The 23,030-nt window shown below is 37.7% G+C and carries 20 protein-coding genes and 2 tRNA genes; 7 read left to right on the top strand and 15 right to left on the bottom strand.

Features of this window, described 5'->3' with window-relative positions; translation table 11 throughout:
* Positions 1-185 precede the first annotated feature (185 nt).
* Entirely contained in the window at positions 186-605 is a 420-nt protein-coding gene (locus LQ227_RS11765) for a VOC family protein (RefSeq protein ID WP_230144535.1), read from the top strand.
* 347 nt (positions 606-952) lie between these two features.
* Here LQ227_RS11765 and LQ227_RS11760 read toward each other — a convergent pair whose 3' ends face one another.
* The 4 genes from LQ227_RS11760 to recO form a co-directional block, all read right to left on the bottom strand.
* Positions 953-1,204, bottom strand: coding sequence for a GIY-YIG nuclease family protein (locus LQ227_RS11760; protein WP_230149437.1), 252 nt, complete (start codon positions 1,202-1,204; stop codon positions 953-955).
* 222 nt (positions 1,205-1,426) lie between these two features.
* Positions 1,427-1,501: transfer RNA gene (locus LQ227_RS11755), tRNA-Val, on the bottom strand.
* A 56-nt stretch (positions 1,502-1,557) separates the two neighbouring features.
* Positions 1,558-1,635 (bottom strand) — tRNA-Val (locus LQ227_RS11750).
* A 95-nt stretch (positions 1,636-1,730) separates the two neighbouring features.
* Positions 1,731-2,456, bottom strand: a complete 726-nt coding sequence (recO, locus tag LQ227_RS11745) for a DNA repair protein RecO (protein WP_230144534.1) — start codon at positions 2,454-2,456, stop codon at positions 1,731-1,733.
* A 121-nt stretch (positions 2,457-2,577) separates the two neighbouring features.
* On the opposite strand from recO, the gene LQ227_RS11740 reads away from it, so the two are divergent.
* Positions 2,578-4,929, top strand: a complete 2,352-nt coding sequence (locus LQ227_RS11740; RefSeq protein ID WP_230149436.1) for an RND family transporter — start codon at positions 2,578-2,580, stop codon at positions 4,927-4,929.
* 326 nt (positions 4,930-5,255) lie between these two features.
* On the opposite strand, the gene LQ227_RS11735 is transcribed toward LQ227_RS11740, so the two are convergent.
* The 8 genes from LQ227_RS11735 to LQ227_RS11700 form a co-directional block, all read right to left on the bottom strand.
* The gene (locus tag LQ227_RS11735) at positions 5,256-7,112 is read right to left on the bottom strand and encodes an LA_2272 family surface repeat-containing protein (protein WP_230149435.1); all 1,857 of its coding nucleotides are present in this window, start codon (positions 7,110-7,112) and stop codon (positions 5,256-5,258) included.
* Between the two features lie 6 nt (positions 7,113-7,118).
* On the bottom strand, positions 7,119-8,069 hold the full coding sequence (locus LQ227_RS11730) for a FecR domain-containing protein (protein WP_230149434.1): 951 nt from the start codon (positions 8,067-8,069) through the stop codon (positions 7,119-7,121).
* Between the two features lie 4 nt (positions 8,070-8,073).
* Positions 8,074-8,676 carry an RNA polymerase sigma factor gene (locus LQ227_RS11725; RefSeq protein WP_230146652.1) on the bottom strand — a complete coding sequence of 201 codons (603 nt, stop codon included), beginning with the start codon at positions 8,674-8,676 and terminating at the stop codon, positions 8,074-8,076.
* Between the two features lie 162 nt (positions 8,677-8,838).
* The gene (locus LQ227_RS11720; RefSeq protein ID WP_230144529.1) at positions 8,839-9,630 is read right to left on the bottom strand and encodes an SDR family oxidoreductase; all 792 of its coding nucleotides are present in this window, start codon (positions 9,628-9,630) and stop codon (positions 8,839-8,841) included.
* 134 nt (positions 9,631-9,764) lie between these two features.
* A complete protein-coding gene (locus LQ227_RS11715) occupies positions 9,765-10,769 on the bottom strand; it encodes an SDR family NAD(P)-dependent oxidoreductase (protein ID WP_230144528.1) in 1,005 nt (334 codons plus the stop codon).
* Between the two features lies 1 nt (position 10,770).
* Positions 10,771-11,436 carry a DUF6134 family protein gene (locus LQ227_RS11710; protein ID WP_230144527.1) on the bottom strand — a complete coding sequence of 222 codons (666 nt, stop codon included), beginning with the start codon at positions 11,434-11,436 and terminating at the stop codon, positions 10,771-10,773.
* A gap of 110 nt (positions 11,437-11,546) precedes the next feature.
* Positions 11,547-11,819 carry an isoleucyl-tRNA synthetase gene (locus tag LQ227_RS11705; protein ID WP_230144526.1) on the bottom strand — a complete coding sequence of 91 codons (273 nt, stop codon included), beginning with the start codon at positions 11,817-11,819 and terminating at the stop codon, positions 11,547-11,549.
* A complete protein-coding gene (locus LQ227_RS11700) occupies positions 11,816-12,004 on the bottom strand; it encodes a hypothetical protein (RefSeq protein ID WP_131031924.1) in 189 nt (62 codons plus the stop codon). The genes LQ227_RS11705 and LQ227_RS11700 overlap by 4 nt, the downstream gene beginning before the upstream one ends.
* A gap of 84 nt (positions 12,005-12,088) precedes the next feature.
* Between LQ227_RS11700 and ileS the strand changes: the two genes are divergently transcribed.
* From ileS to LQ227_RS11675, 5 genes are all read left to right on the top strand, one after another.
* The gene (gene ileS / locus LQ227_RS11695) at positions 12,089-15,490 is read left to right on the top strand and encodes an isoleucine--tRNA ligase (RefSeq protein ID WP_230144525.1); all 3,402 of its coding nucleotides are present in this window, start codon (positions 12,089-12,091) and stop codon (positions 15,488-15,490) included.
* Between the two features lie 30 nt (positions 15,491-15,520).
* Positions 15,521-15,904, top strand: coding sequence for a TraR/DksA C4-type zinc finger protein (locus LQ227_RS11690; RefSeq protein ID WP_025144123.1), 384 nt, complete (start codon positions 15,521-15,523; stop codon positions 15,902-15,904).
* Positions 15,904-16,506 (top strand): lipoprotein signal peptidase, encoded by a 603-nt coding sequence (locus LQ227_RS11685; RefSeq protein ID WP_108198061.1) that lies wholly within the window; start codon positions 15,904-15,906, stop codon positions 16,504-16,506. Before LQ227_RS11690 ends, LQ227_RS11685 begins: the two co-directional genes overlap by 1 nt.
* Before the next feature lie 407 nt (positions 16,507-16,913).
* Complete coding sequence (locus LQ227_RS11680) at positions 16,914-17,432, top strand: DUF4269 domain-containing protein (protein ID WP_230144524.1); 519 nt, start codon at positions 16,914-16,916, stop codon at positions 17,430-17,432.
* 183 nt (positions 17,433-17,615) lie between these two features.
* Positions 17,616-18,296: a DUF1080 domain-containing protein gene (locus LQ227_RS11675; protein ID WP_230144523.1), complete on the top strand. Its 681-nt coding sequence runs from the start codon at positions 17,616-17,618 to the stop codon at positions 18,294-18,296.
* A gap of 15 nt (positions 18,297-18,311) precedes the next feature.
* Here the strand turns inward: LQ227_RS11675 and LQ227_RS11670 are convergent, their stop codons facing one another.
* The 3 genes from LQ227_RS11670 to LQ227_RS11660 all read right to left on the bottom strand — a co-directional run bounded on the left by LQ227_RS11670 (position 18,312) and on the right by LQ227_RS11660 (position 22,883).
* Entirely contained in the window at positions 18,312-18,671 is a 360-nt protein-coding gene (locus LQ227_RS11670; RefSeq protein ID WP_230144522.1) for a DUF2809 domain-containing protein, read from the bottom strand.
* 114 nt (positions 18,672-18,785) lie between these two features.
* Complete coding sequence (gene odhB, locus LQ227_RS11665; RefSeq protein ID WP_230144521.1) at positions 18,786-20,012, bottom strand: 2-oxoglutarate dehydrogenase complex dihydrolipoyllysine-residue succinyltransferase; 1,227 nt, start codon at positions 20,010-20,012, stop codon at positions 18,786-18,788.
* A gap of 75 nt (positions 20,013-20,087) precedes the next feature.
* Positions 20,088-22,883: a 2-oxoglutarate dehydrogenase E1 component gene (locus LQ227_RS11660; protein WP_230144520.1), complete on the bottom strand. Its 2,796-nt coding sequence runs from the start codon at positions 22,881-22,883 to the stop codon at positions 20,088-20,090.
* Positions 22,884-23,030: the final 147 nt, after the last annotated feature.

Raw genomic sequence — 23,030 nt, 5'->3', positions numbered from 1 at the left:
CAATTTCGGATATATAATCGAATAAGGTAAATAAAATATAAATTACATTCTATTTAAACTCATTTCTGCAAAGAAAAACATTTTTTAGAAGAAGTGATTTTCTGCTATATTGAGCCAGTAAGAAAAACTAACAATAACGATATTGATTGTAACACCACTTACATTCAGCCAAACAGAAAAATAATATGGAAGAATATAAAGACGACTTAAATTCGACTACGGATACCACTCCAAAAGTGACAGGAATTGGTGGCATTTTCTTTTTTTCAGATAATCCGCAGGAAACGAAAGATTGGTATGCTAAAAATTTAGGATTTGAAATGAGCGCTTGGGGCACCTCAAGTTTTGAATCCAGAAACCTTAACAATCCTGATGAGATCGAATCACTTCAATGGAGTCCGTTCAAAAAAGGGGATGAATATTTTTCGCCATCCAAAAAAGATTTCATGATTAATTACCGTGTACAGAATATTGAGGGCCTTATTGAGAAGCTCAAAGAAAACGGTGTAACCATACTCGATGAGATTGCAACCTACGATTATGGGAAATTTATCCATATTATGGATGGAGAGGGTAATAAGATTGAGTTGTGGGAGCCTAAATAGCATTTTTTGTCATTCTGAACGCATTGAAGAATCTTTTTAAGATACTCAGGATCCAACATGATCATTGCTCTATGTTAGGGATTCTTCACTTCGTTCAGAATGACAGCGCTCAATAAGTGGTTTTTATAGCAGATGCTGACCACGAAGTAGCTATTAGGCCTTAAAAACAATAAAAACTGCTAATAAAATAAATTCAGCATGACGACCGCATTAGAGAAAGATTCTGAGAAGTCTTTATATTTCAGATTTGATTTACAACAAAAAAGCCTCTCAATAAATTGAAAGGCTTTAGTTGTGGGAAATGATCCCGATCAGAATCCGGACGACCCTTCGGTGTAAACGGGGTGCTATAAACCAGTTGATGCAATCAATTTTTCTATCATAACCCTGCTTTTCCATTTTTTAATCTGGTTTTCCTTAATTCTTGCATCTCTTAAATTATCAAAAATCCCGAACCAGACAATAAACCAATCACCAGTATGCCCGGTAAAACCTGAATGGTTTGTATTGTGCTTCTTTAACCGTTCCGTTAGGTTAACAGTAGAACCGATATAATATTTATCGCGTGTTTTGGAATATAGAATATAGGTGTAAAACATCTTTAACAACTGTTTAATTATTGTGGGATGTCTATTTCTTTTAGAAATCTTAATAGGAAAGTGATTTCTATATGAATTAAAAGCCGTCTAATTTTACTAAAGGCTTAGTGGGAAATGATCCCGATCCCAATCGGGACGACCCTTCGGCGTAAACGGGGTGTTCTGAACCAGCTTCAATAATTATCAAACAAAAAAGTCCTTCAGTAAACTGAAGGACTTAAGTGGGAAATGAGGGGTTCGAACCCCCGACCCCCTCGGTGTAAACGAGGTGCTCTGAACCAGCTGAGCTAATTTCCCTTTTTTGGGTGTATTCAAAGTTTTATAAAAAAGCCTTCCAGTTGTACTGAAAGGCTTGGTGGGAAATGAGGGGTTCGAACCCCCGACCCCCTCGGTGTAAACGAGGTGCTCTGAACCAGCTGAGCTAATTTCCCTTTTATAATTTTGTCAAACTTAATGTCCCATCCTCCGTTTGGGAATGCAAATATAGCGCTATAAAACTGTTCTGCAAATCTTTTTTTCTTTTTTTTCAACTTAACAAAGTTTCGAGGATTTTATGTGATTGTACCACCCCGAACGACGCCGTATGTAAGGTATAGAAAACCAATATCTTATCTAACAGAAACCGTCTCTGTGCATTGCTCATTTTTATTTCAGAAATTTTTTCGAGTGGTGTATTAAAAAGCGAAATAAACCCGATGGCATCTTCTAATAGGAGATAATTGGAGTGGATTGGCAGTCTGGAAGTAAACTCGCCCTCTTGCAGATCGAAATAAATCTGGTCATTTCTCCTTTTCTCATTAGGCGAGAAACCTAAAAAACGGGTAAGTTTTAATAAAAACGACAAATGAAAATTGGGATTGATCTCTTCAATTTCATCAAACCAGGCAATCGAATTAAAAATATAATCGAATAAACTCTCATCGGCTGATTGTTGCCTGATGCTTTTATACAATACCTCATTTAAAAAAATAACGATACTGGTTTTAATCATATCGTAAGGGATGCTTTTAAAAACAGGCGTTTGCCGAACCTCTGATACCCTTTGAATATTGGTATTTGCTTTATGATAAACCACCATATCCAACAAATGGAGCGATTGCAGCATGTTCATCTTAATCTTCGCTTTTGGCTTTTTAACACCATTAATGAGGTAAGACTGCATACCGAATTTATCGGTAAGCACCTGCACTACTACACTGCTTTCACTGTAATTGGTGGTTTTTAAAACAATGCCCCTAACTTTGTGCAACATCCGGTTAAAACAATTTTTTCAAAAGTATGTTATTTGTGCAAATTTAATTGTGCAAAAAGTAATCACGTTTTACAAATAAGATTAGTTTTGCCGTTAATATTATTATTAAACTAAGCTGCACATGTGGGTTAAGCTATCGAGATTCATTCTTCAGAACCGTATCGCAATCATCGTATTTTTTTTATTAGGTACAATTTTCATGGCTTATCAGGCCAAAAATGTAAAACTCTCTTATACAGGGAGCAAAATCCTGCCCGTTACCGATAGTGCTTTTGTAAAATATAATGCCTTTAAAAAGACCTTTGGCGAAGATGGAAGTGTAATGGTGGTGGGAATACAATCGCCTGATATTTTTAAAAAAGAAGTTTACAACCAATGGGTCCAGCTTTCTAACGACATTCAGAAATTAAAAGGCATTAAGCAGGTTTTATCATCAGGCAGGATTTTTCAACTGGAAAAAGATACTGTAAACCAAAAATTTGTTTTAAAGCCGCTCCCTGGTGGTTTGGTTAAAACTGATGCTGAAATGGATTCGATCAAAAATACCATTTATAGCAATCCTTTTTTCGAAGGACTGGTTTACAACCGTCAGAATGCCACCTTAATGGCCATTACTTTTGATACCAAAATCTTAAATACTGCTGAGCGTAACCCTATTTTAAAAGAAATTGAAGCAAAAGCCAAAGCTTTCCAGGCCACAACTAAGATACAGGTACATATTTCGGGTTTACCTTATATCCGCACAGCGGTGAGTAAATTGGTAAGTAACGAATTCGTATTGTTTTTAGGCTTATCTATCTTGGTTTCTGCGCTAATCTTATTGTTTTTTTTCAAGAAATTTTATGCCGTATTCTTCCCTATTTTAGTGGTTGTGATGGGGGTTATCTGGAGTATCGGCACTTTGGTACTATTTGGTTTCGAACTTACTATTCTAACAGGGCTGATTCCACCGCTTATTGTGATTATTGGCATTCCGAACAGTATTTTATTGTTGAATAAATACCAGAATGAACTTAGAAAAGACGGCGATAAACAGCGTGCCTTAAGCGTAACCATAGAAAGAATTGCCATTACTACACTAATTGCGAACATTACCGCAGCCATTGGATTTGGCGTATTGTATTTTACAGGAAGCGAATTATTGATGCAATTTGGCAGTGTAGCCTCTGTAAACGTAATGATTACCTGGTTAATGTGTTTATGTTTAATCCCAATTATCTTTAGTTATTTGCCAGCGCCTAAACTTAAGGCACAAAACCACGTTGAAGAAGGATTTTTGCATAAATTATTAGTCAAAACCGATACACTGGTACAGCACAAAAGTGGATTGATTTATATCGGAACGATTATCATATCCATCATTGCCTTTATTGGTGTAATGAAAATCAATGTTAATGGTTATGTGGTTGATGACCTGCCTAAAAACTCGGAAATTTTAACAGATTTAAAGTTCTTTGAGAAAAATTTTGAAGGTATTTTACCCTTAGAAGTAAGTGTAGATACCAAGAAAAAGAACGGCGTTTTCAATTTAACCAATCTGAAAAGAATGGAGAAACTAGAGAAGATGATTTCTTCCTATCCGGAGTTTTCGCGTTCCATTTCAGTAAATATGGGCTTAAAGTATGCCACCCAAGCATTTTACAATAACGATTCTACCTTTTTCCGCTTGCCAGATAATTTAGAAAAGAACTTTATCCTGGCCTACATCGCCAATGGCGGCAAAGGAAATGCAAGTCTGTTAACCAACTTTATCAGCAAGGGCAATCAAAGTACAAGGATCAGTTTTCAAATGGCTGATGTTGGCTCAAAACGTTTAGACGCCATTATGACCGAATTAAAACCGCGGATCGACAGTATTTTACCTCCATCTAAATTTGATGTAGAACTTACGGGATCGAGCATTATCTTTTCTAAAGGAACGGATTATATGTTAAAGCATTTGGTTGAAAGTATAGCCCTCGCCATCGTATTGATCTCCCTTTTAAGGTTGGCACAATTTAAGAGTTTGGGCATTATGTTTATTTCGCTATTGCCCAACATTGTTCCGCTAATCATTACTGCAGGGATTATGGGTTATTTTGGAATTTCCTTAAAACCTTCTACCATATTAATTTTTACCATAGCCTTTGGTTTAGCTTCCGATCAGACCATTTATTTCTTAACCCGTTACCAGCAGGAATTAAACCTGACCAATTTCAGCGTACCAAAAGTGATTACCGATACCATTACCGAAACAGGCGTAAGCATGACACACATTGCTTTAATCTTATTCTTCGGTTTCGGAATATTCACCGCATCTACTTTCGGAGGAACGGTAGTACTTGGCCTGCTCCTATCCATAACCCTATTGGTCGCTTTAATTTTCAATTTAACTTTATTACCTGCACTGGTATTATGGTTAGATAAAAAGAAAGTAAGAAAACTGGTATCTGATGAAGAATCGGCGAAGAATGCTAGTGAGTTTGACCATTAATTGAGTTGGGAGTTTTCAGTTGGCCGTTTGGAGTTCTTGACGCCTTAAACCTGAAACAAAATAAATATTATTCATAGCCTTGGGTTTATATCCAAGGCTATTTTATTTTAGATAAAAAAGTCTCCCATGGTTCGTGTCCTCACGAACCATCAGTTATCGGTCCGTGGAGACACGTACCGAGGCATGGAAAAGTAAGAAAACTGGTATCTGATGAAGAGTCGGCGAAGAATGCTAGGAAGTTTGACCATTAATCAGTTGGGAGTTTTCAGTTAGCGGTTACAAAATAGATATCATTCATGGCCTTGGGTTTAAACCCAAGGCTATTTTTACCAAATCGTCAACCCTACATTCCAACCTAACCAACCTGTATACCTCGAATTGTTAAAAGAGAAATCTTTATGTTTTTCCTGCAACAAACCAAATTCACCAATTTTGGTGTTTTGTTTGGTGTAATACACATTAACCGATGGACCGCCCTGTATGGCTAACCATTTATTTAAACGGATGTTTATTGGCAGCTCAAATTTATTCAGCAGATTGAGGTAATCCCAGCTCCCTTGGTAAACATATTGGCTACTTATTTCAGGATTTAGTGAAACACTTTTAAAAAGATTAATTTCCTTGCCAAAACCTAAGCCGCCGGTATATATTTTTTCAGCTGATTTTTTGTTCGTTCCAAACATTAATATATTGTATAAACGTTTGCTGCCACCTTTATAAGCCACATTAAAAGTAGTGCTTTCATTGGTGCTAAAGCTAAATTTATGATAACCTTTTAAAGCAATATTGATCAGCCCGATTGAATAACCATCATTTTCATTTGAAACATTTAATACCCCAACTTGGGCTCCTTTTAGGTTTTTGGCATAATTAATTGCTCCAATTTGCAATCCACTAGCAGTTTGTCCGGTAAAATTGGTGAGCACCGCAAGATTTACGCCACTGCTTTCTTTGTTGATATTGGCAATCCCTCCAACTTGTATTCCACTTGTTCTACCAGCTACTATGTTACCACCAATTCCAATCTGAACACCCTTCGTCTCTTCATTAACCAGGTTTAACGCACCTGTTTGCCAACCCTTTAAGGTTCCGCCTATGGTATTAAGACCTAAGGAAAGTTGAATGCCTTTCACATCTTGATTAACATGATTATAAATTCCACCTACTTGGAAACCCTCGAAACTCTTACCTACGCGGTTATAAGCCAAGGCAATCTGAGCCGCCCGAATATCGCCGATTACATAATTAAACAGGCCAGCAATCTGCGCTCCACGAACACCCCCCCCAACTAAATTAAAGGCTCCAGCAAACTGAAAATACTGCACATTACTTTTGTTAATATTGAAAACAAAACCAATTTCTCCGCCATCTACTCCTGCGCTATAAGCACCAATAACATTAAGTGAAAATTTATTCACCACCTGACCGCTCAATGAGCCATGGGAATTTAAACTAGGAATAAGCGAAAACTGAAACGGGGCTTTTGAGATAAAACCACCGATATTGATCGATTGGATTTTTTGTTGTGCGGTAACCAAAGTATTGCCCAGCCAGGTATTTTCTACATCGCCCAAATTTCCGCTGATAAACCTTTCGCTTGGATTTTCTTTTTTATTGGTAATGTTCACCTCTGCCAGAAAATGGGTAAGGGTAGACTTATAATTTTCTTTACTTACCGTTAGCGATATAGGCCGCGTAATGTTTTTTAACCGCATCGAAAAATAACCGTTCCCATCCGATATTTCAGAAACCAATAGGTTTCGCTCGTAAATACTGGCATCCTGGAGTGGTTTATTGGTCTGTTTATCTACAATCTGGCCCGTAATGGTATAAAGTTCGGCATTACCAACAGATTCGTTAACCAGCAACACCAGTTCGAGCGGTGCATACCGGATAATCACAAAATTGCCCGATTGGCGGTATTCGAACCTGTGATTTAAAATTTTATCCAGTGTTTCGGCAATATTTAAGTTGTCTTCGCGGATACTGATCAAACTATCTACAGGTAATATATTACTGTTGTAAGAAAACCTGAATCCGCCTTTCTCCTCTATCATCGCCAGTACTGAACTTAGTTTCTGCTGCTCGATATTGAGTGAAATATTTCTGGATAGATTGGATTGTGCTTTTATCAAGGGACTAAAAAAGAGGAGAAAAATAACAGTTATTTTGAGCGTACGCATTGGTTTTTATTTAAGTTTAATTATACCTTGCCCGTACTCAACTTTTATTTTAAAAGTTTCGGCAATCACATTCAAGATTTCTTTAAGCGATTCATCTTTAAAAGTTGTGCTAATTGGAAGCGCCTTTAATTCAGGATTTACAATAACGATATTGGATTTAAATTTTTGATTAAGTGCGGCAACTAATTCGCTAAGCGGTGTGCCATCACAAACCAATTCATTCGAATAATAGTAATTATACAACTTACCCTGATTTTCTCCTTTAGATAAATGCCGCTGATTTTGACTTACCTCTACTTTCTCTCCAGCAGTTAAACGCACACTGTCATTTCGGTTGTTCACCTTAACGATCCCGCTTTCTACAATTACAATAACAGCTGTCCTATCGCTTTTCACATTAAACGCAGTGCCTACAACAGTTACCTGAACATCATTAACACGAATGATAAATGGTTTCGACTTATCGGCGCTTACTTTAAAAAAAGCTTCGCCCTTTAATTTAACGTTGCGGGTTTTATTAAAAAACCCGCCCACGAAAGAAAGTTCAGATTGTTTATTCAAAATTGCAATAGAACCATCAGGCAACATTTGTGTTAAAGTATTTCCGCCACTATTTACATTTATTTTATTGCCGATTAAATTGTTGTAGAAAAATAAGCCAGCACTAAAAAATATAAATACCACAGCCACCCAACGCAAAACAAATGTATAGCTGATCGTTTTTTTTTCGGTTTCTAAACGGGTATTTAACCGATCTAAAGCCTGATATTCATCAATTTCGGGATCAATCTGCAGTTTGCTTTTCTCTAGTATCATCCTGAAATCTTCTAACTGTTTCAGGTGATCTGGATTTGATGCTGCCCATGCTTCAACCTGCTCACTTTCGGGCACAGTAGCCTCTCCAAGCAAGTATTTTGCAAGTAAATCATCATTAATAGGTATATAGTTTTTATCCATGAACTTATTTCAATAAAATAAAAATGAGAATCAAAAAATCTACCACCCTAAGGCGCAAAATCTTTAAGGCCTTCCCCATCTGGTTTTCTACCGTTTTGATAGAAATATTTAATGCATCGGCAATTTCCTGATATTTCATCTGGTCGAACCGGCTCAACTGAAATACATTTCTGCATTTTTCGGGCAGCTCATTTATCGCCGAATGGATATTCTTTTCCAGTTCTGTTGCCATGATCTCTGTATTTAAGTTTCCTGTATCGTTTTTCACAGCATCGGCATAATGAACGTTAAAATTCGATCTCACTTTTTGATGTTTCAAATAATTTAAACTCTCGTTGTGTACCGAACGATAAAGAAATGGTTTTAAAAATCCATCTGTTTTAAGTTGCGCTCTTTTCGTCCAGATGCGTACAAACACATTTTGAACAATTTCTTCGGCATCATCTTTTTCTTTAATTATCGCAAAAGCATAGGCATGCAGGCTTTTGAAATGCTTTAAAAACACTTCGTCGAAAGCCTGCTTATTACCGCTTTTAATTAATCCGATAAGATTGGTGTCGTTACTTTCCAAGCCCGTTAATGATGTTTCTATTTTTATATTAACCACAGATAGACACTGATAAACACGGATGCGGGTTAGTCATTTACATAACTCAGCGAAAGCGTCTTCGACTAACCTGAGACTGACCAACGCTTTGTTTAAGCCAACATCTTTTTAGCACAAAACGCTATCTGTGTCCATCATTTTTATCTGTGGTGATGATTAAGTCTATGTTGTTAAAATCGATTTCAATTTACGCCTAATTATAATTTCTTTTAAAAAGCCAGGTATAATTTTATCCAACACCACCAAAAAACGGTTTGCAAAACCTGGTATAATTTCTTTCTTGCCTTTCAGCATGCCATCCATTGCTGTTTTGGCAACGTAATCGGCCTCTAAAATCGTCGCTTTTGCAAACCCCTTTAATTCATTGTTCATTACCAACAGCTCGGGTTTCGTATTAATGCCGCCAGGGCTAAGTAAACTAATATGCACGTTTGTACCGCTCAATTCGAGTTGCAAACAACGGGTAAAATAACCGATAAAGGATTTGGTTGCCCCGTAAACCTGTTTTTTTGGAACGATAAAATGTCCGCCTAAACTGCCAACATTTAAAATATAGCTTGCTGTACTTTTATCGATATGGTTTAAAAACAATCGAGTAAGCAACACCGTATTGGTAATGTTGAGGTCGATCTGTGTTCTGTAAAAATCGACATTTTTATCTTCAAACCAACTCCAGTTCCCTAAACCAGCATTATTGATCAAAACATTTACCCCGATGTTATGAGCGCTTACCTTTTCAAAAATTTCGCTTGCGGAGGTATTTTTGGTCAAATCTATTTCAATACAAAACACCTTACTGTTAAAGTTTACACGCAGGTAATTTGCTAAATGTTCCAGCCCACTATTTGGTAGCGAAACCAATACCAAACCTAAACCACGTTTGGCCGATTCGATAGCGAAAGATTTGCCCAAGCCCTCGCTTGCTCCTGTAATTAATACTGTTAATTGTTTCATTTTTATATTTTATATCGTCCTCGTTTGCAACGAGGATGGTTGAGATCCACATTTGCAATGTGGAATATAGAGTTATAAAAGTCGATACAATCGACATTCTCTTGCATCCTCGTTGCAAACGAGGACGATAATCTCTAATTATGTTTAAAGTGATTAATGGTTTTTCTTAAACCAATTGCAAAAGGTGTTATCCGATAATTTAGTTCGGCAATGGCTTTATTGCTCGAATATTGCTGATTACATTTTAACCTATCGGCAAATTCTGGAAGAAAAAACGGGGTAAGGTTAAAAAGTTTCGATTTTAAAGCCTCCAGCAAACTATAAGCTTTAATAATGCCTACCGGGACTTTATACAAACTTCTTTTTTTACCAGTGATCTGCCTTAGTGTGCCGAAAAAACTATTAAAAGAAATATCAACTCCACCCAAAATATACCGTTCGCCATTCCTGCCATTTTGCATCGCCGCAATATGTCCATCTACCACATCATCTACAAAAGCATAATTGGCAATTGCTTTTCCATCGCCCGGAATAAAATGCCATGTACCATTTATATAACCTGTAACCATTTTACTCACCGTATTACTATCAGTTATTGGTCCATCGCCATATACTCTTGATGGGTTTACAATTACCACTTCCAATCCCTTTTTTACAAATTCTTTCACCTCTAATTCAGCAAGGTATTTTGTGCGTTCATAGCTAATTGGGAAGCCGACTGCTCTTGGATCGTTTTCTGAAACCGGCAGATTTAGTGTTGGCCCCCACACCCCGCAAGTTGAGGTATGCACAACCTTTTCTACACCCAATTTTAATGCACAGCTAAGCACATTTCTTGTTCCAATTACATTCACATCGTAAAAATCCTGCTCATTCCGGCACCACATTTTGGCCATCGCCGCCGTATGGTAAACCTGATAACAATCTTTCATTGCGTTTTCTAAACTTTCAGGATCCAAAACATCGCCTTTTACAAACTGGATATTTCGGTGCTGAATAAGAAAGGGATGCTTAACATTTCTGCAAAGTGCCACTACATCATAGCCCATTTCTGCAAGGGTAAAACTTAACTTCCGGCCGATAAAACCAGATGCACCCGTAACCAAAACCCTCAGGCACTTATTTGCAACTGTTTCCATATTAAACCCTTTCCATTCTAATGGTGTACAAAGAGTGATTTACAACTACCAGTTTACATATTCCGTTTTCGAAATGGTAATCGTTATAATTCCCATCGGGAAGATTGATCCGATACTGATGTGCCCCGTTTTTCTGAATGGGAATAAAACACTGAAAGTTGTCAGAATAAATTTCGGGGATATTAACAGGCTCTTTGGTATACAGTAGCATCATATTATAACTGATGGGCTGATTTATTGTACTGGTTTTATCGCCTGTTTTAAGCTGGTAAACATTATTTATCCAACTTGTTTTCTTAGCCTCTTTTGCATTGCCATTTACTACCCGATTTACATTTGAGCTGAGGAGTTTGCCATTTTTAAAATGTGCTATATCCTCTGTTTCCACATCAATTTTGAAAACAAAACGGGTTTGTACTTTCGAAGTTATTTTTAGGTAAACATTATCGCCATCGTCTTTTTGCTGAAAATACATCTGGCCGATTACTTCTCCATTACGCTTGATGTTAAATTTACTTTGCTGTGCAAAAGCTGATGAAAATGAACAGACAAGAAAGAGCACCGAAGCAACACTTTTTGGATTGATTAGGCTTTTGGAAGAGAATGTTTTGTAGGTTTTTGGAGCAAAATATTTCTTGCAGAGCCAAATAATTAATGCAGGAATCATAGTTATCTCTATTTGTTATTTAGAGCTAATACAACTCACAAGAAATTTACCCCTACGTGGATTTTATTTTTTTCATGGCCTTGGGTTTAAACCGGCTATGAGGGTAAGATTTATTCAGCTGCAGGCTTTTGATCCTCTTCATCTACCGGAACTTCGACCGTTGGGTCGGTAATGATTTCGGCATTGCCATCATTATCTTTTTTGGCGAATAAAATTGGATATAACAACCATAATGCACCAATGATGATGAGTACGCCGGCCAGCATCTGTAAATAGATACTTCCTTTTACCTCATTTGCATCTAAAATTTTATAGGCGATAAAAGAAAGTACGCCAGCTATGAGGATGAAAACGGCTTTCTGCAATTTTAAGAGCTTAATCATGGGTTCTTTCTTTTTAGTGTTACAATATGGATTAAAACAAAAATAAGCCCGATTAGTTCGAGCAAGCCACAGAAATAAAAAGCATAAAGTACAAAATCCCGGTCTGAAGGGTTTATTACCGCAACAATTGGCAAGGCAATTACGGCAACAATCATCAATGTAAGCCCGATATTAAATAATTTCACATTAAAAGTATTTACATCAAAACTACCAAAATTCAGTCAATTCTGTTAACTTTGCAACCTTTAATTTTTTGAGGTACTTGATTGATGTATAGCGAATTTAAACAATTGGAACTTGCCAAAATAGGGCAAGAAATACTGGATTTTTGGAAAAAGGAAAATATCTTTGAAAAAAGTATTTCTTCCCGTCCTAAATCTAATCCGTTTACTTTTTACGAAGGGCCACCGTCTGCCAATGGCATGCCGGGGATCCACCACGTAATGGCGCGTGCAATTAAGGATATTTTTTGCCGCTATAAAACAATTAAGGGTTATCAGGTAAAAAGAAAAGCTGGCTGGGATACGCATGGCCTACCTGTTGAGCTTGGAACTGAAAAGGAATTAGGGATTACCAAAGAGGATATTGGTAAAACTATTTCTATTGAAGACTATAACGAAGCCTGTAAAAAAACAGTAATGCGTTACACTGATGTGTGGAACGAATTGACCGAAAAAATGGGCTATTGGGTAGATATGGATGATCCATACATTACCTATAAGTCGAAATACATGGAATCGGTGTGGTGGCTTTTGAAGCAGATTTACGATAAAGGATTAATCTATAAAGGTTATACTATCCAACCTTATTCTCCAAAAGCTGGGACAGGATTGAGTTCGCATGAGGTAAATCAGCCTGGCGCTTACCGAGATGTTACAGATACAACAATTGTTGCTCAATTTAAGGCGATAGCGGATACGTTACCTCCGTTTTTACAAACATTTGGAGATATTTACCTGATGGCCTGGACGACTACTCCATGGACTTTACCATCAAACACAGCTTTAACGGTTGGACCAAAAATCGACTATGTTTTGGTCAAAACTTTCAACCAATATACATTCTTGCCAACAAATGTAATTTTGGCAAAAAACCTGGTTGGCAAGCAATTCAGTAAAATTTTCTTTGAAAGCAACGAAGTTGAAGATTTTACAAATTTTAAAGCTGGCGATAAAAAAATCCCCTATCAAATACTTGCCGAATGCAAAGGAAGTGAGTTGGTTGGCATTAGATATGAACAACTATTAACTTACGCATTGCCGTATCAAAATCCTGAAAATGCATTTAGGGTAATTTCTGGAGATTTCGTAACTACAGAAGATGGTACCGGTATTGTTCATACCGCCCCTACTTTTGGCGCAGATGATGCTAAAGTAGCTAAGGAAGCCATTCCTGAAGTACCGCCAATGTTGGTATTAGACGAGAATGACACCCCCGTTCCATTAGTAGATTTACAGGGTAAATTCACTAAACATGTTGGTCCTTTTGCAGGCAAATATGTAAAAAACGAATATTACAATGCTGGCGAAGCACCTGAAAAATCGGTTGATGTAGAAATTGCTATTTTATTAAAAGAAGAAAATAAAGCTTTTAAAGTAGAAAAATATGTTCACAGTTACCCACACAGCTGGAGAACTGATGAGCCACTTTTATATTATCCTTTAGATTCATGGTTTATTAAAGTTACAGATGTTAAAGACAGGATGTTCGACCTTAATGAAACCATTAACTGGAAACCAAAGTCAACTGGCGAAGGTCGTTTTGGAAACTGGCTAAAAAACGCCAACGATTGGAATTTATCACGTTCGAGATACTGGGGAATTCCTTTGCCAATCTGGAGAACTGAAGATAAAAAAGAAGAAGTGTTAATTGGTTCTGTTGAGGAACTTTATAATGCCATTGAAAAATCTATAACAGCTGGTTTCCAGAAAGAAAATCCTTTTAAGGGATTCGAAATCGGGAACATGTCTGAAGAGAACTATGATTTGATCGATTTACATAAAAATGTGGTCGACAAAATTGTTTTGGTATCTCCATCAGGCAAACCAATGAGCCGCGAAAGTGATTTAATTGATGTTTGGTTCGATTCTGGTGCTATGCCTTATGCGCAGTGGCACTACCCTTTTGAAAACAAAGAAACAATTGATGGAAATGAAGATTTCCCTGCAGATTTTATTGCCGAAGGCGTAGACCAAACCCGTGGCTGGTTTTATACGCTACATGCGATCTCTACATTGGTTTTTGATAAAGTAGCGTACAAAAATGTAGTTTCGAATGGACTGGTTCTGGACAAAAACGGACAAAAAATGTCTAAACGTTTGGGCAATGCCGCTGATCCATTCCAAACCATTAATGAATATGGTGCTGATGCCACGCGTTGGTACATGATTTCTAATGCAAATCCTTGGGACAACCTAAAATTTGACATTGATGGAATTGCTGAAGTGCGCCGTAAATTCTTCGGAACACTTTACAATACCTATGCTTTCTTTGCCCTGTACGCCAATATCGATAAATTCGAGATCGATAAAAATAATTTAAGCAAAGTTGAAGAAAGGACGGAGTTAGACCGCTGGATTTTATCGTTATTGCAAACCTTAATCAACGAAGTTGATGGAAGTTACAACACTTACGAACCAACGAAAGCTACCCGTGCTATTCAGGCTTTTGTTGATGAACATTTGAGTAACTGGTACATCAGGTTAAGTCGTCGCCGTTTCTGGAAAGGCGAAATGACCGATGATAAACGTGCAGCTTACGAAACATTATATACTTGTTTAGAAACCTTGGCACAGTTGATGAGTCCTGTTGCGCCTTTCTTTGCCGATTGGTTATATAGAAACTTAACCATTACCGATGCACATGCGGAACAATCTGTCCACTTAACTTTATGGAAAGAGGCTGATCAAAGTTTAATTGATACCGATTTGAACGAGCGTATGGTTTACGCTCAGGATATTTCATCGATGGTTTTATCGCTGCGTAAAAAATCGGGCATCAATGTGCGTCAACCACTTGAGAAAATCTTAATTCCATCTTTAAGTGGCGATTTCGAACAAAAAATATCAAAGGTTGCAGATTATATCCTTTCTGAAACGAATGTTAAACATATTGAGTTCATTACCGATACGCATGGTATCGTTAAGAAAAAGCTGAAACCAAACTTCAAATCTTTGGGTAAAAAAGTTGGAAAAGAGATGAGCCTGGTTAAAGAGGCTTTAGAAAATTCCAATCAGGATGATATCCAACGTTTAGAAAATGATGGCTTCATCATCGTAGTTGGTAATAATGGTGAAGAATTTACCATCAATTTAAATGATGATGTTGAGGTTTTTGCCGAAGATATTCCGGGATGGCAGGTAACTAACCTGGGCAGTTTAACTGTTGCTTTGGATGTTACCATCTCAGAAGAGCTGAAACAAGAAGGTATTTCCCGCGAATTGGTTAACCGTATCCAAAACTTGCGAAAAGAATTAAACTTTGAAGTAACAGATAGGATTAAAGTTTCGTTACAAAATGATAACTTGGTGGCCGGCGCAGTTGCCAAAAACAAGGATTACATTTGCGCGGAAATATTGGCCGATGAATTTGAATTAACAGATACTGTAAATAATGCAAACAAAATCGTTATCGACGATGTTGAGTTAAGCATTTCAGTAACTAAAATATAAATCCATATATTAGAAAATTAGAAAAAGAACATGGAAAACAGCAACAAAACACGCTACTCAGACAGTGAATTACAAGAATTTAAAGAATTAATTCAAGATAAATTACGCATGGCGAAAGAGGAACTTAACTCTTTAACCACTTCTTTGAGTAATCCAAACGCAAACGGAACAGAAGATACTTCAGGTGCCTACAAAACATTAGAAGACGGTTCTGCAACAATGGAAAAAGAGCAGATCAATCAATTGGCTGCACGTCAGAAAAAATTTATTGACAACCTGGAGAATGCATTGGTGCGTATCGAGAACAAAACTTATGGTATTTGCCGCGAAACCGGAAAATTAATCCAAAAAGAACGTTTACGCGCTGTTCCTCATGCAACATTAAGCATGGAAGCTAAATTAAAGCAGAGTTAATGAAAGGCTATACAAAACCTTTAATTGTTATCTTTTTAGTTTTACTGGCCGATCAGCTGGTGAAAACCTGGGTTAAAACGCACATGTACCTCGGTCAGGAATTCCATATTATTGGCAAATGGTGTATTATCCATTTTACCGAAAATAATGGGATGGCCTTTGGGATGGAGTTTGGTGGTGAATTTGGCAAATTAGCCTTATCACTTTTCCGTATTGCAGCTGTTGCAGGAATTGGCTATGGCTTACATTATCTAATTAAGCATAAATATCACCGCGGTTTAATCTTAAATGTTGCACTGATTTTTTCTGGCGCATTAGGAAACATTATCGATTCTGTATTTTACGGAAAGATTTATGGTTACGAAAGCTGGTTTCACGGTCGTGTAGTAGACATGTTCTATTTCCCGATTGCAGAAGGCCACTTCCCTACCTGGTTCCCGATTTGGGGAGGCGAAGAGTTTGTTTTTTTCAGGCCTGTTTTTAACCTTGCAGACGCAGCCATTTCAGTTGGAGTGATACTGATCCTCATCTTCCAGAAAAACTACTTTAAAGAAGATGTAAAAGACGATGTGAGCATCAACAGTGAGATTGTAGAAGATTAAATAAATCCGTTGTCATTCTGAGCCTGTCGAAGAACGGCATCATACTATTATAAAACAAAGCCCATTTCTTAACTGAGATGGGCTTTGTTTTTTCAATGAATTCGTGATTGCGAGGAGGCCTTTTCAGCCGACGAAGCAATCTTTATTGTGAAATATCCGAAAGCATGAAAGATTGCTTCGCCGTTCCTTCTCGCAATGACGATAACAGTAGTGTTTGGAAAGCAGGTACAGCAACAAATATCAAAGTCTGTTCCCGCTATCCTTTCTGCCAATGCCTCTTGTGCTTTGCTTCAGTTTCTTCAGAAAAAATTAGGGCAGAATTAGAACGCATTGGCATTCATACTATCGGGTTTAGTAACTTTGGATGCTGCAAGAAACAAAGGTCAAAAACCCATAGCCCATAACGAATGATCAACTTTCTTGATATATCTTACTTAAAGCTTGGCAATGAAAGGCAAAAGAAGGCTTATCAGGTGCTAACTGATAATGAAATTATAGGAAAGCTTGCTCCTTACCATCCAATACTTGTGGGTACCATTCCAATCAATATCGACATCGAAAACAGCGATTTGGATATTATCTGCGAAGTTTCGGATAAGAATGAATTTATCGACAAATTAAATGTACTGTTTAGATCTGAAAAAGACTTCATCATTCGTGAAAGCCTCAAATTCGATGCGATTAAAGCGAATTTTATCATCGATGGTTTCGAAATAGAAATATTCGGCCAAAATATTCCCACCGCACGACAAAATGCATATCGGCATATGCTCATTGAACACAAATTACTCTTAGCTAGGGACGAAAAATTTAGGCAGGACATCATTGATCTCAAAAACCAAGGTTATAAAACCGAGCCAGCATTTGCTAAACTATTGAGGCTTGATGGAAATGCGTACGAAGAATTATTGAAATTGGAGTCTTAGCGAGACGCTAAAGACCAGATTAGGCAGCGGGGTATCGTCATCTCGACCGAAGTGGAGAGATCTATAAATACCGTAATCATAGATTTCTCCATTCCGTTGCACTCCAGTCGAAATGACGAACCCTCTTACAATTCTTCTGCCATTTATATTTAATATATTTGGAATACAAAAACCAAATATATCATGAAACTTTACTACGCCTTTTTACTACTAGTTATTATGAGCAGTTCAGCATTTGCTCAAAAAAGCCTTTTTAACGGAAAAAATCTAAGCGGTTGGCATGTAGATGTACCTGCAATGGATAAAAAGCCTGATACTATTAATCCATTTATTGTTCGCAATGGCATGTTGGTAAGTTTAGGTACGCCAGGTGGGCATTTAATAACCGATAAAATTTATAAAAATTACCAGTTAACAGTACAATACCGCTTTGCTGGCAAGCCAGGAAATTGTGGCGTTTTAGTTCATGCATCTACGCCAAGGGCATTGTATGGTATGTTTCCAAAATCGCTGGAAGTGCAGATGCAACATAAAGATGCTGGCGATTTCTGGTGTATCGAAGAAGATATTACAGTACCGGATATGGTTACCAGACGTGGGCCTCAAGAAAACTGGGGTGTAAATGGAAATAAACTCCGCCGGATTAAAAATTTAACAGATGACAGTGAAAAACCGCTTGGCGAATGGAATACCATGGTTATTCAATGTTTGAATAACGAAGTTAAAGTTTGGGTAAATGGCATATTGGTAAACTATGGCACAAATTGCACTGCAAGTAGCGGCCAGATTGCACTGCAAGCCGAGGGCAGTGAAGTAGAATTTAAACAATTGGATTTAAAAGCAATTAAAGCGCTTTCAAAATAAGAAAAGTGCTTTAGCTCAATCCTTAAAGCACAAACAGATCAGATAGCCTACAAAATAAGCGAGCAGATCGTAAACGCTAAAGGAAGTGCCCAATATAGTGCTCATTATTTTGTTGTTTTCCCAGCCAAACCAGGTAACATAATTTGCCTTTTGGAGGAACTCAATTACGAAAGAAAAAATTAAGACGCCTAATGATAACTGCTTATAATTGGTTTTAAGGAAAATCCTCAAAAATGCGTAAATCAAGATAACAACCAATACGTCTCCGCCAAACGGACGAATAAATGCATCATGAAGGTATTTGCCAATTAAGATTTCTACGATGAGAAGCGCGAGAAAAATAATGAGAAATTTTGAGTTGAACGTTAATTTCATTTTTCAGGTATAAAAAAAGAAGTCAAGTTTTTATAGCACGTTGGCCATTAAAACTTGACTTCTTTATCTTGACTTTCTATAAAGATTATAAGCCCTCTTTAGGGGACTTAGGGATTAGATACCTAATAATAATCTAGCCGGATCTTCTAACAATTGTTTCACACGAACCAAGAAACCAACCGACTCACGTCCATCGATGATTCTGTGATCGTAAGATAAAGCAACGTACATCATCGGACGGATGACTACCTCACCTTTTTCAGCTACCGGACGCTCAACGATGTTGTGCATGCCTAAAATAGCCGATTGCGGCGCATTAATAATCGGAGTCGACATCATTGAACCAAACACACCACCATTAGTGATAGTGAATGTTCCACCAGTCATTTCTTCGATGGTTAATTTGCTATCACGTGCTTTTAAAGCCAATTCTAAAACCGATTTTTCAATCTGCGCTAAAGTCATACTTTCTGCATTACGGATTACCGGAACCACTAAACCTTTTGGTGCAGAAACTGCAATCGAAATATCAGCGAAATCATTGTAAACCAATTCTTCACCTTCAATACGACCATTAACCGCAGGGAAATCTTTTAATGCTTCGGTAACTGCTTTAGTGAAAAAGCTCATGAAGCCTAAACCAACACCAAATTTTTCTTTAAACTGATCTTTATATTTTCCGCGTAAATCCATAATCGGCTTCATGTTAACTTCGTTAAAAGTAGTCAACATTGCGGTTTCATTTTTAACAGCAACTAAACGTTTTGCAACCGTTCTACGTAGTGGAGACATTTTTTCACGACGTTCGCCGCGACTACCTGCGGGAGCAGCAGCTACAACCGGAGCACTTGCTTTTGTTGCTTCTGGTTTTTTACCCGCCTCAGCCTTTACAGCATCGTCTTTAGTAATACGACCATCAACACCAGTACCTTTTACAGCAGCTGCATCAATTCCTTTTTCTGCAAGAATTTTACCAGCAGCAGGAGAAGGAGTTCCAGTAGCATAGCTTTCGCCTGATTTTTCGGCCACCGGAGCCGCAGTTTTATCTTCAGCAACAGCAGCCTTTTCTTCAGCTTTTGGTGCATCAGCTTTCGCCGGAGCCGCACCACCATCTTCAATTTTACAAACTACTGCACCGATGGCTAATGTATCGCCTTCGGCTGCTATGGTTTTTAAAGTTCCAGCTTGTTCTGCAGTTAATTCGAATGTTGCTTTGTCCGATTCTAATTCGGCAATAACTTCATCCATTTCAACAACATCGCCATCGTTTTTTATCCAACGTGATAAAACAACTTCGGTTATCGACTCACCAACAGGCGGAACTTTTATCTCTAAACTCATTTTTGTAATGTTATGTTTTTTATCTTCTAATAATCAATATCAAACGCCACGCTCCAAACGCTTAGCGCAATGCACCTAATCGATCTGAACTAATTTTTTTGTTGCTTTTTTGGCGATATCCTTTACATCATCCGTTACCGAAATCTCTAAAGCTTTTGCTAAAATATAAGCCTGTTGATTAGCATGTTGTTTTGCAAAACCTGTTGCAGTACTGCTGCTTTCTCTTCGCGAAATTACATCAATGCCTTTTAATGCTGTTTTGTATAACCTGCGGAACAAATATGGCCATGCGCCCATGTTCTCTGGCTCTTCTTGTACCCAGAAAACTTCTTTAGCATTTTTATATTTCTTCTGGATGGCTTCCATCTGATCAACTGGAGTTGGATACAGCTGTTCTACACGAACCAGGGCTACATGTTTCAACTTATCAGCCTGTTGTTTCTCCAGTAACTCGTAGTAAATTTTACCGCTACAGAAAACTATACGTGTTACATCTGCAACTTTAACATTTACATCATCAATTACCTCTTTAAAACCACCTTCGGTAAATTCTTCTAATTTAGAAACACAAGCAGGGTGGCGCAATAAACTTTTAGGTGTAAATACCACCAAAGGTTTACGGAAATCGCGTTTAAACTGACGGCGTAAAACGTGGAAGAAGTTTGCCGGAGTGGTACAGTTTGTTACCTGCATGTTGTAGTCGGCACAAAGCTCCATAAAACGCTCAATACGCGCTGATGAGTGCTCTGGTCCCTGACCTTCGTAACCGTGAGGCAATAACATTACCAACCCATTTTCGCGCTGCCATTTGGTTTCGGCACTTGCAATATATTGATCGACAACAATTTGCGCTCCGTTAAAGAAATCGCCAAATTGTGCTTCCCAAATGGTTAAAGCATTCGGGTTTGCCATGGCATAACCATACTCGAAACCTAAAACGCCGTATTCTGATAAGTGTGAGTTGTAAATATCGAAAGCCGCTTGTTGGTCTGAAATATTTGCCAATGGTACATATTCTTCCTCACTATCTTCAAGCGTTAATACCGCATGACGGTGAGAGAATGTTCCCCTCTCTACATCCTGACCGCTTAAACGAACACGTTTACCTTCTGATAACAAAGTACCATAAGCTAACTGCTCGCCCATTGCCCAGTCGAAAACATTGGTTTCGTTAACCATTTTGCCACGTTCAGCAAATAGTTTTTCGATTTTTTTGAAGAACTTTTTATTAGATGGCAAAGCAGTAATGCGCTTACCAATTTCTAATAAAGTAGACTTTTTAACCGCAGTAACAGGAGAAGATTCGAAATCTTTAGGTGTAGCCATACGCAAATCTGCCCATGCACCACCAAATTTAACTTCGGCATTACCTGCAACAAATTCTTTAGCTTCGTTTAAGCGTTCCTGCAAAATACCACGGAAATCTTTTTCCATTTCTTTTGCCAAACCGGCTTCTAACTTACCCTCTTTGGTTAACTGATCAATATAAATTTCCCTTGGATTAGGGTGTTTTTCGATTGTTTTGTATAATAATGGCTGGGTGAATTTGGGCTCATCAGACTCATTGTGTCCGAAACGACGGTAGCAAAGAATATCGATAAAAACATCGTTTTTATATTTCTGACGATACTCCATTGCCAGGTTAATTGCATAAACCAAAGCCTCAGGATCATCACCATTTACGTGGAAAACCGGAGATAAAGTTACTTTAGCAATATCGGTACAATAAGTACTGGTACGTGCATCTTTATAATTAGTTGTAAAACCAATCTGGTTATTAATTACCAAGTGAATAGTTCCACCGGTTTTATAACCTTCAAGGCCTGCCATCTGAATTACCTCGTAAACAATACCTTGTCCGGCAACTGATGCATCACCATGAATCAAAATCGGTGCTAAACGACTGTTATCGCCACCATATTTGAAATCGATTTTCGAGCGGCTCATGCCTTCTACCACACCATCAACAGTTTCTAAATGCGATGGGTTAGGACATAAACTTAAGTGAACACTTTTACCCGAAACGGTAGTTACATCTGTAGAATAACCTAAGTGGTATTTTACGTCGCCACCAAATGGCGTATCTGGGTTGTAGCTTTTACCTTCAAACTCAGCAAAAATATCTTTATATGTTTTTTGCATGATATTGGCCAACACGTTTAAACGACCGCGGTGTGCCATACCAATTACAAATTCCTCAATACCTAATTCAGCACCTTTTTCGATTACTGAATCTAAAGCCGGGATTAAAGCTTCTGCTCCTTCTAACGAGAAACGTTTTTGGCCCAAAAATTTGGTGCCTAAGAAATTTTCGAAACTTACCGCTTCGTTTAATTTCCGGAGAATGCGTTTTTTCTCATCGATTGAGAAATTAGGGGTATTACGTGCACTTTCCATTTTCTGCTGAATCCAGTTCAACACTTCAGGTGTACGTAAAAACTTATATTCTGCACCGATTGAGTGTGCGTATGTTTGTTTTAAAAAGGCTACAATGTCTTTCAATTTTGCCGCACCGATACCAATCTCAACACCAGAGTTGAAAACGGTTTCCAAGTCAGCATCCGATAATCCAAAATTTGCAAGATCTAATGTTGGTAAATGTTTACGTCTTTCGCGAACAGGATTGGTGTGCGTAAATAAGTGACCGCGGCTACGATAGCCATCAATCAGATTTAAAACATTAACCTCTTTTAAAAATTGTTCAGGAGTTTCCGCTGTTACTGCAGGCGCTTCTGATCCTCTTCCAAAATCGAAACCTTCAAAAAATTTCTGCCAACCAAATTCAACAGACTCGGGATCTTGTTGATAAGATTGATATAAAGACTCTATATATTCGGCGTTTGCGCCATTAAGATAAGATAATTTATCCATTATTAACTGTTTACTATAAGCATTACAAAATTAGAATTTTACCTTATATAAATGGCAAAAATCTCGATTAAAATGAGAATTATTGAATGAGAAAATTATTGAATGAGAGAATAACAAAAATACCACTTGTATTAGTCGATAAAATTT

The organism is Pedobacter sp. Bi27 (assembly GCF_918698255.1).
Taxonomy (GTDB): Bacteria; Bacteroidota; Bacteroidia; order Sphingobacteriales; family Sphingobacteriaceae; genus Pedobacter.
Note: the sequence above shows the minus strand (reverse complement) of the source record. Positions and strands in the feature narration are given on the sequence as shown.

Bases quoted from the DNA above. Each gene is read 5' to 3' on its own strand.
- LQ227_RS11765 (WP_230144535.1), top strand. From the start codon at position 186: ATGGAAGAATATAAAGACGACTTAAATTCGACTACGGATACCACTCCA.
- LQ227_RS11760 (WP_230149437.1), bottom strand. From the start codon at position 1,204: ATGTTTTACACCTATATTCTATATTCCAAAACACGCGATAAATATTAT.
- recO (WP_230144534.1), bottom strand. From the start codon at position 2,456: ATGTTGCACAAAGTTAGGGGCATTGTTTTAAAAACCACCAATTACAGT.
- LQ227_RS11740 (WP_230149436.1), top strand. From the start codon at position 2,578: ATGTGGGTTAAGCTATCGAGATTCATTCTTCAGAACCGTATCGCAATC.
- LQ227_RS11735 (WP_230149435.1), bottom strand. From the start codon at position 7,112: ATGCGTACGCTCAAAATAACTGTTATTTTTCTCCTCTTTTTTAGTCCC.
- LQ227_RS11730 (WP_230149434.1), bottom strand. From the start codon at position 8,069: ATGGATAAAAACTATATACCTATTAATGATGATTTACTTGCAAAATAC.
- LQ227_RS11720 (WP_230144529.1), bottom strand. From the start codon at position 9,630: ATGAAACAATTAACAGTATTAATTACAGGAGCAAGCGAGGGCTTGGGC.
- LQ227_RS11715 (WP_230144528.1), bottom strand. From the start codon at position 10,769: ATGGAAACAGTTGCAAATAAGTGCCTGAGGGTTTTGGTTACGGGTGCA.
- LQ227_RS11710 (WP_230144527.1), bottom strand. From the start codon at position 11,436: ATGATTCCTGCATTAATTATTTGGCTCTGCAAGAAATATTTTGCTCCA.
- LQ227_RS11705 (WP_230144526.1), bottom strand. From the start codon at position 11,819: ATGATTAAGCTCTTAAAATTGCAGAAAGCCGTTTTCATCCTCATAGCT.
- ileS (WP_230144525.1), top strand. From the start codon at position 12,089: ATGTATAGCGAATTTAAACAATTGGAACTTGCCAAAATAGGGCAAGAA.
- LQ227_RS11690 (WP_025144123.1), top strand. From the start codon at position 15,521: ATGGAAAACAGCAACAAAACACGCTACTCAGACAGTGAATTACAAGAA.
- LQ227_RS11685 (WP_108198061.1), top strand. From the start codon at position 15,904: ATGAAAGGCTATACAAAACCTTTAATTGTTATCTTTTTAGTTTTACTG.
- LQ227_RS11680 (WP_230144524.1), top strand. From the start codon at position 16,914: ATGATCAACTTTCTTGATATATCTTACTTAAAGCTTGGCAATGAAAGG.
- LQ227_RS11675 (WP_230144523.1), top strand. From the start codon at position 17,616: ATGAAACTTTACTACGCCTTTTTACTACTAGTTATTATGAGCAGTTCA.
- LQ227_RS11670 (WP_230144522.1), bottom strand. From the start codon at position 18,671: ATGAAATTAACGTTCAACTCAAAATTTCTCATTATTTTTCTCGCGCTT.
- odhB (WP_230144521.1), bottom strand. From the start codon at position 20,012: ATGAGTTTAGAGATAAAAGTTCCGCCTGTTGGTGAGTCGATAACCGAA.
- LQ227_RS11660 (WP_230144520.1), bottom strand. From the start codon at position 22,883: ATGGATAAATTATCTTATCTTAATGGCGCAAACGCCGAATATATAGAG.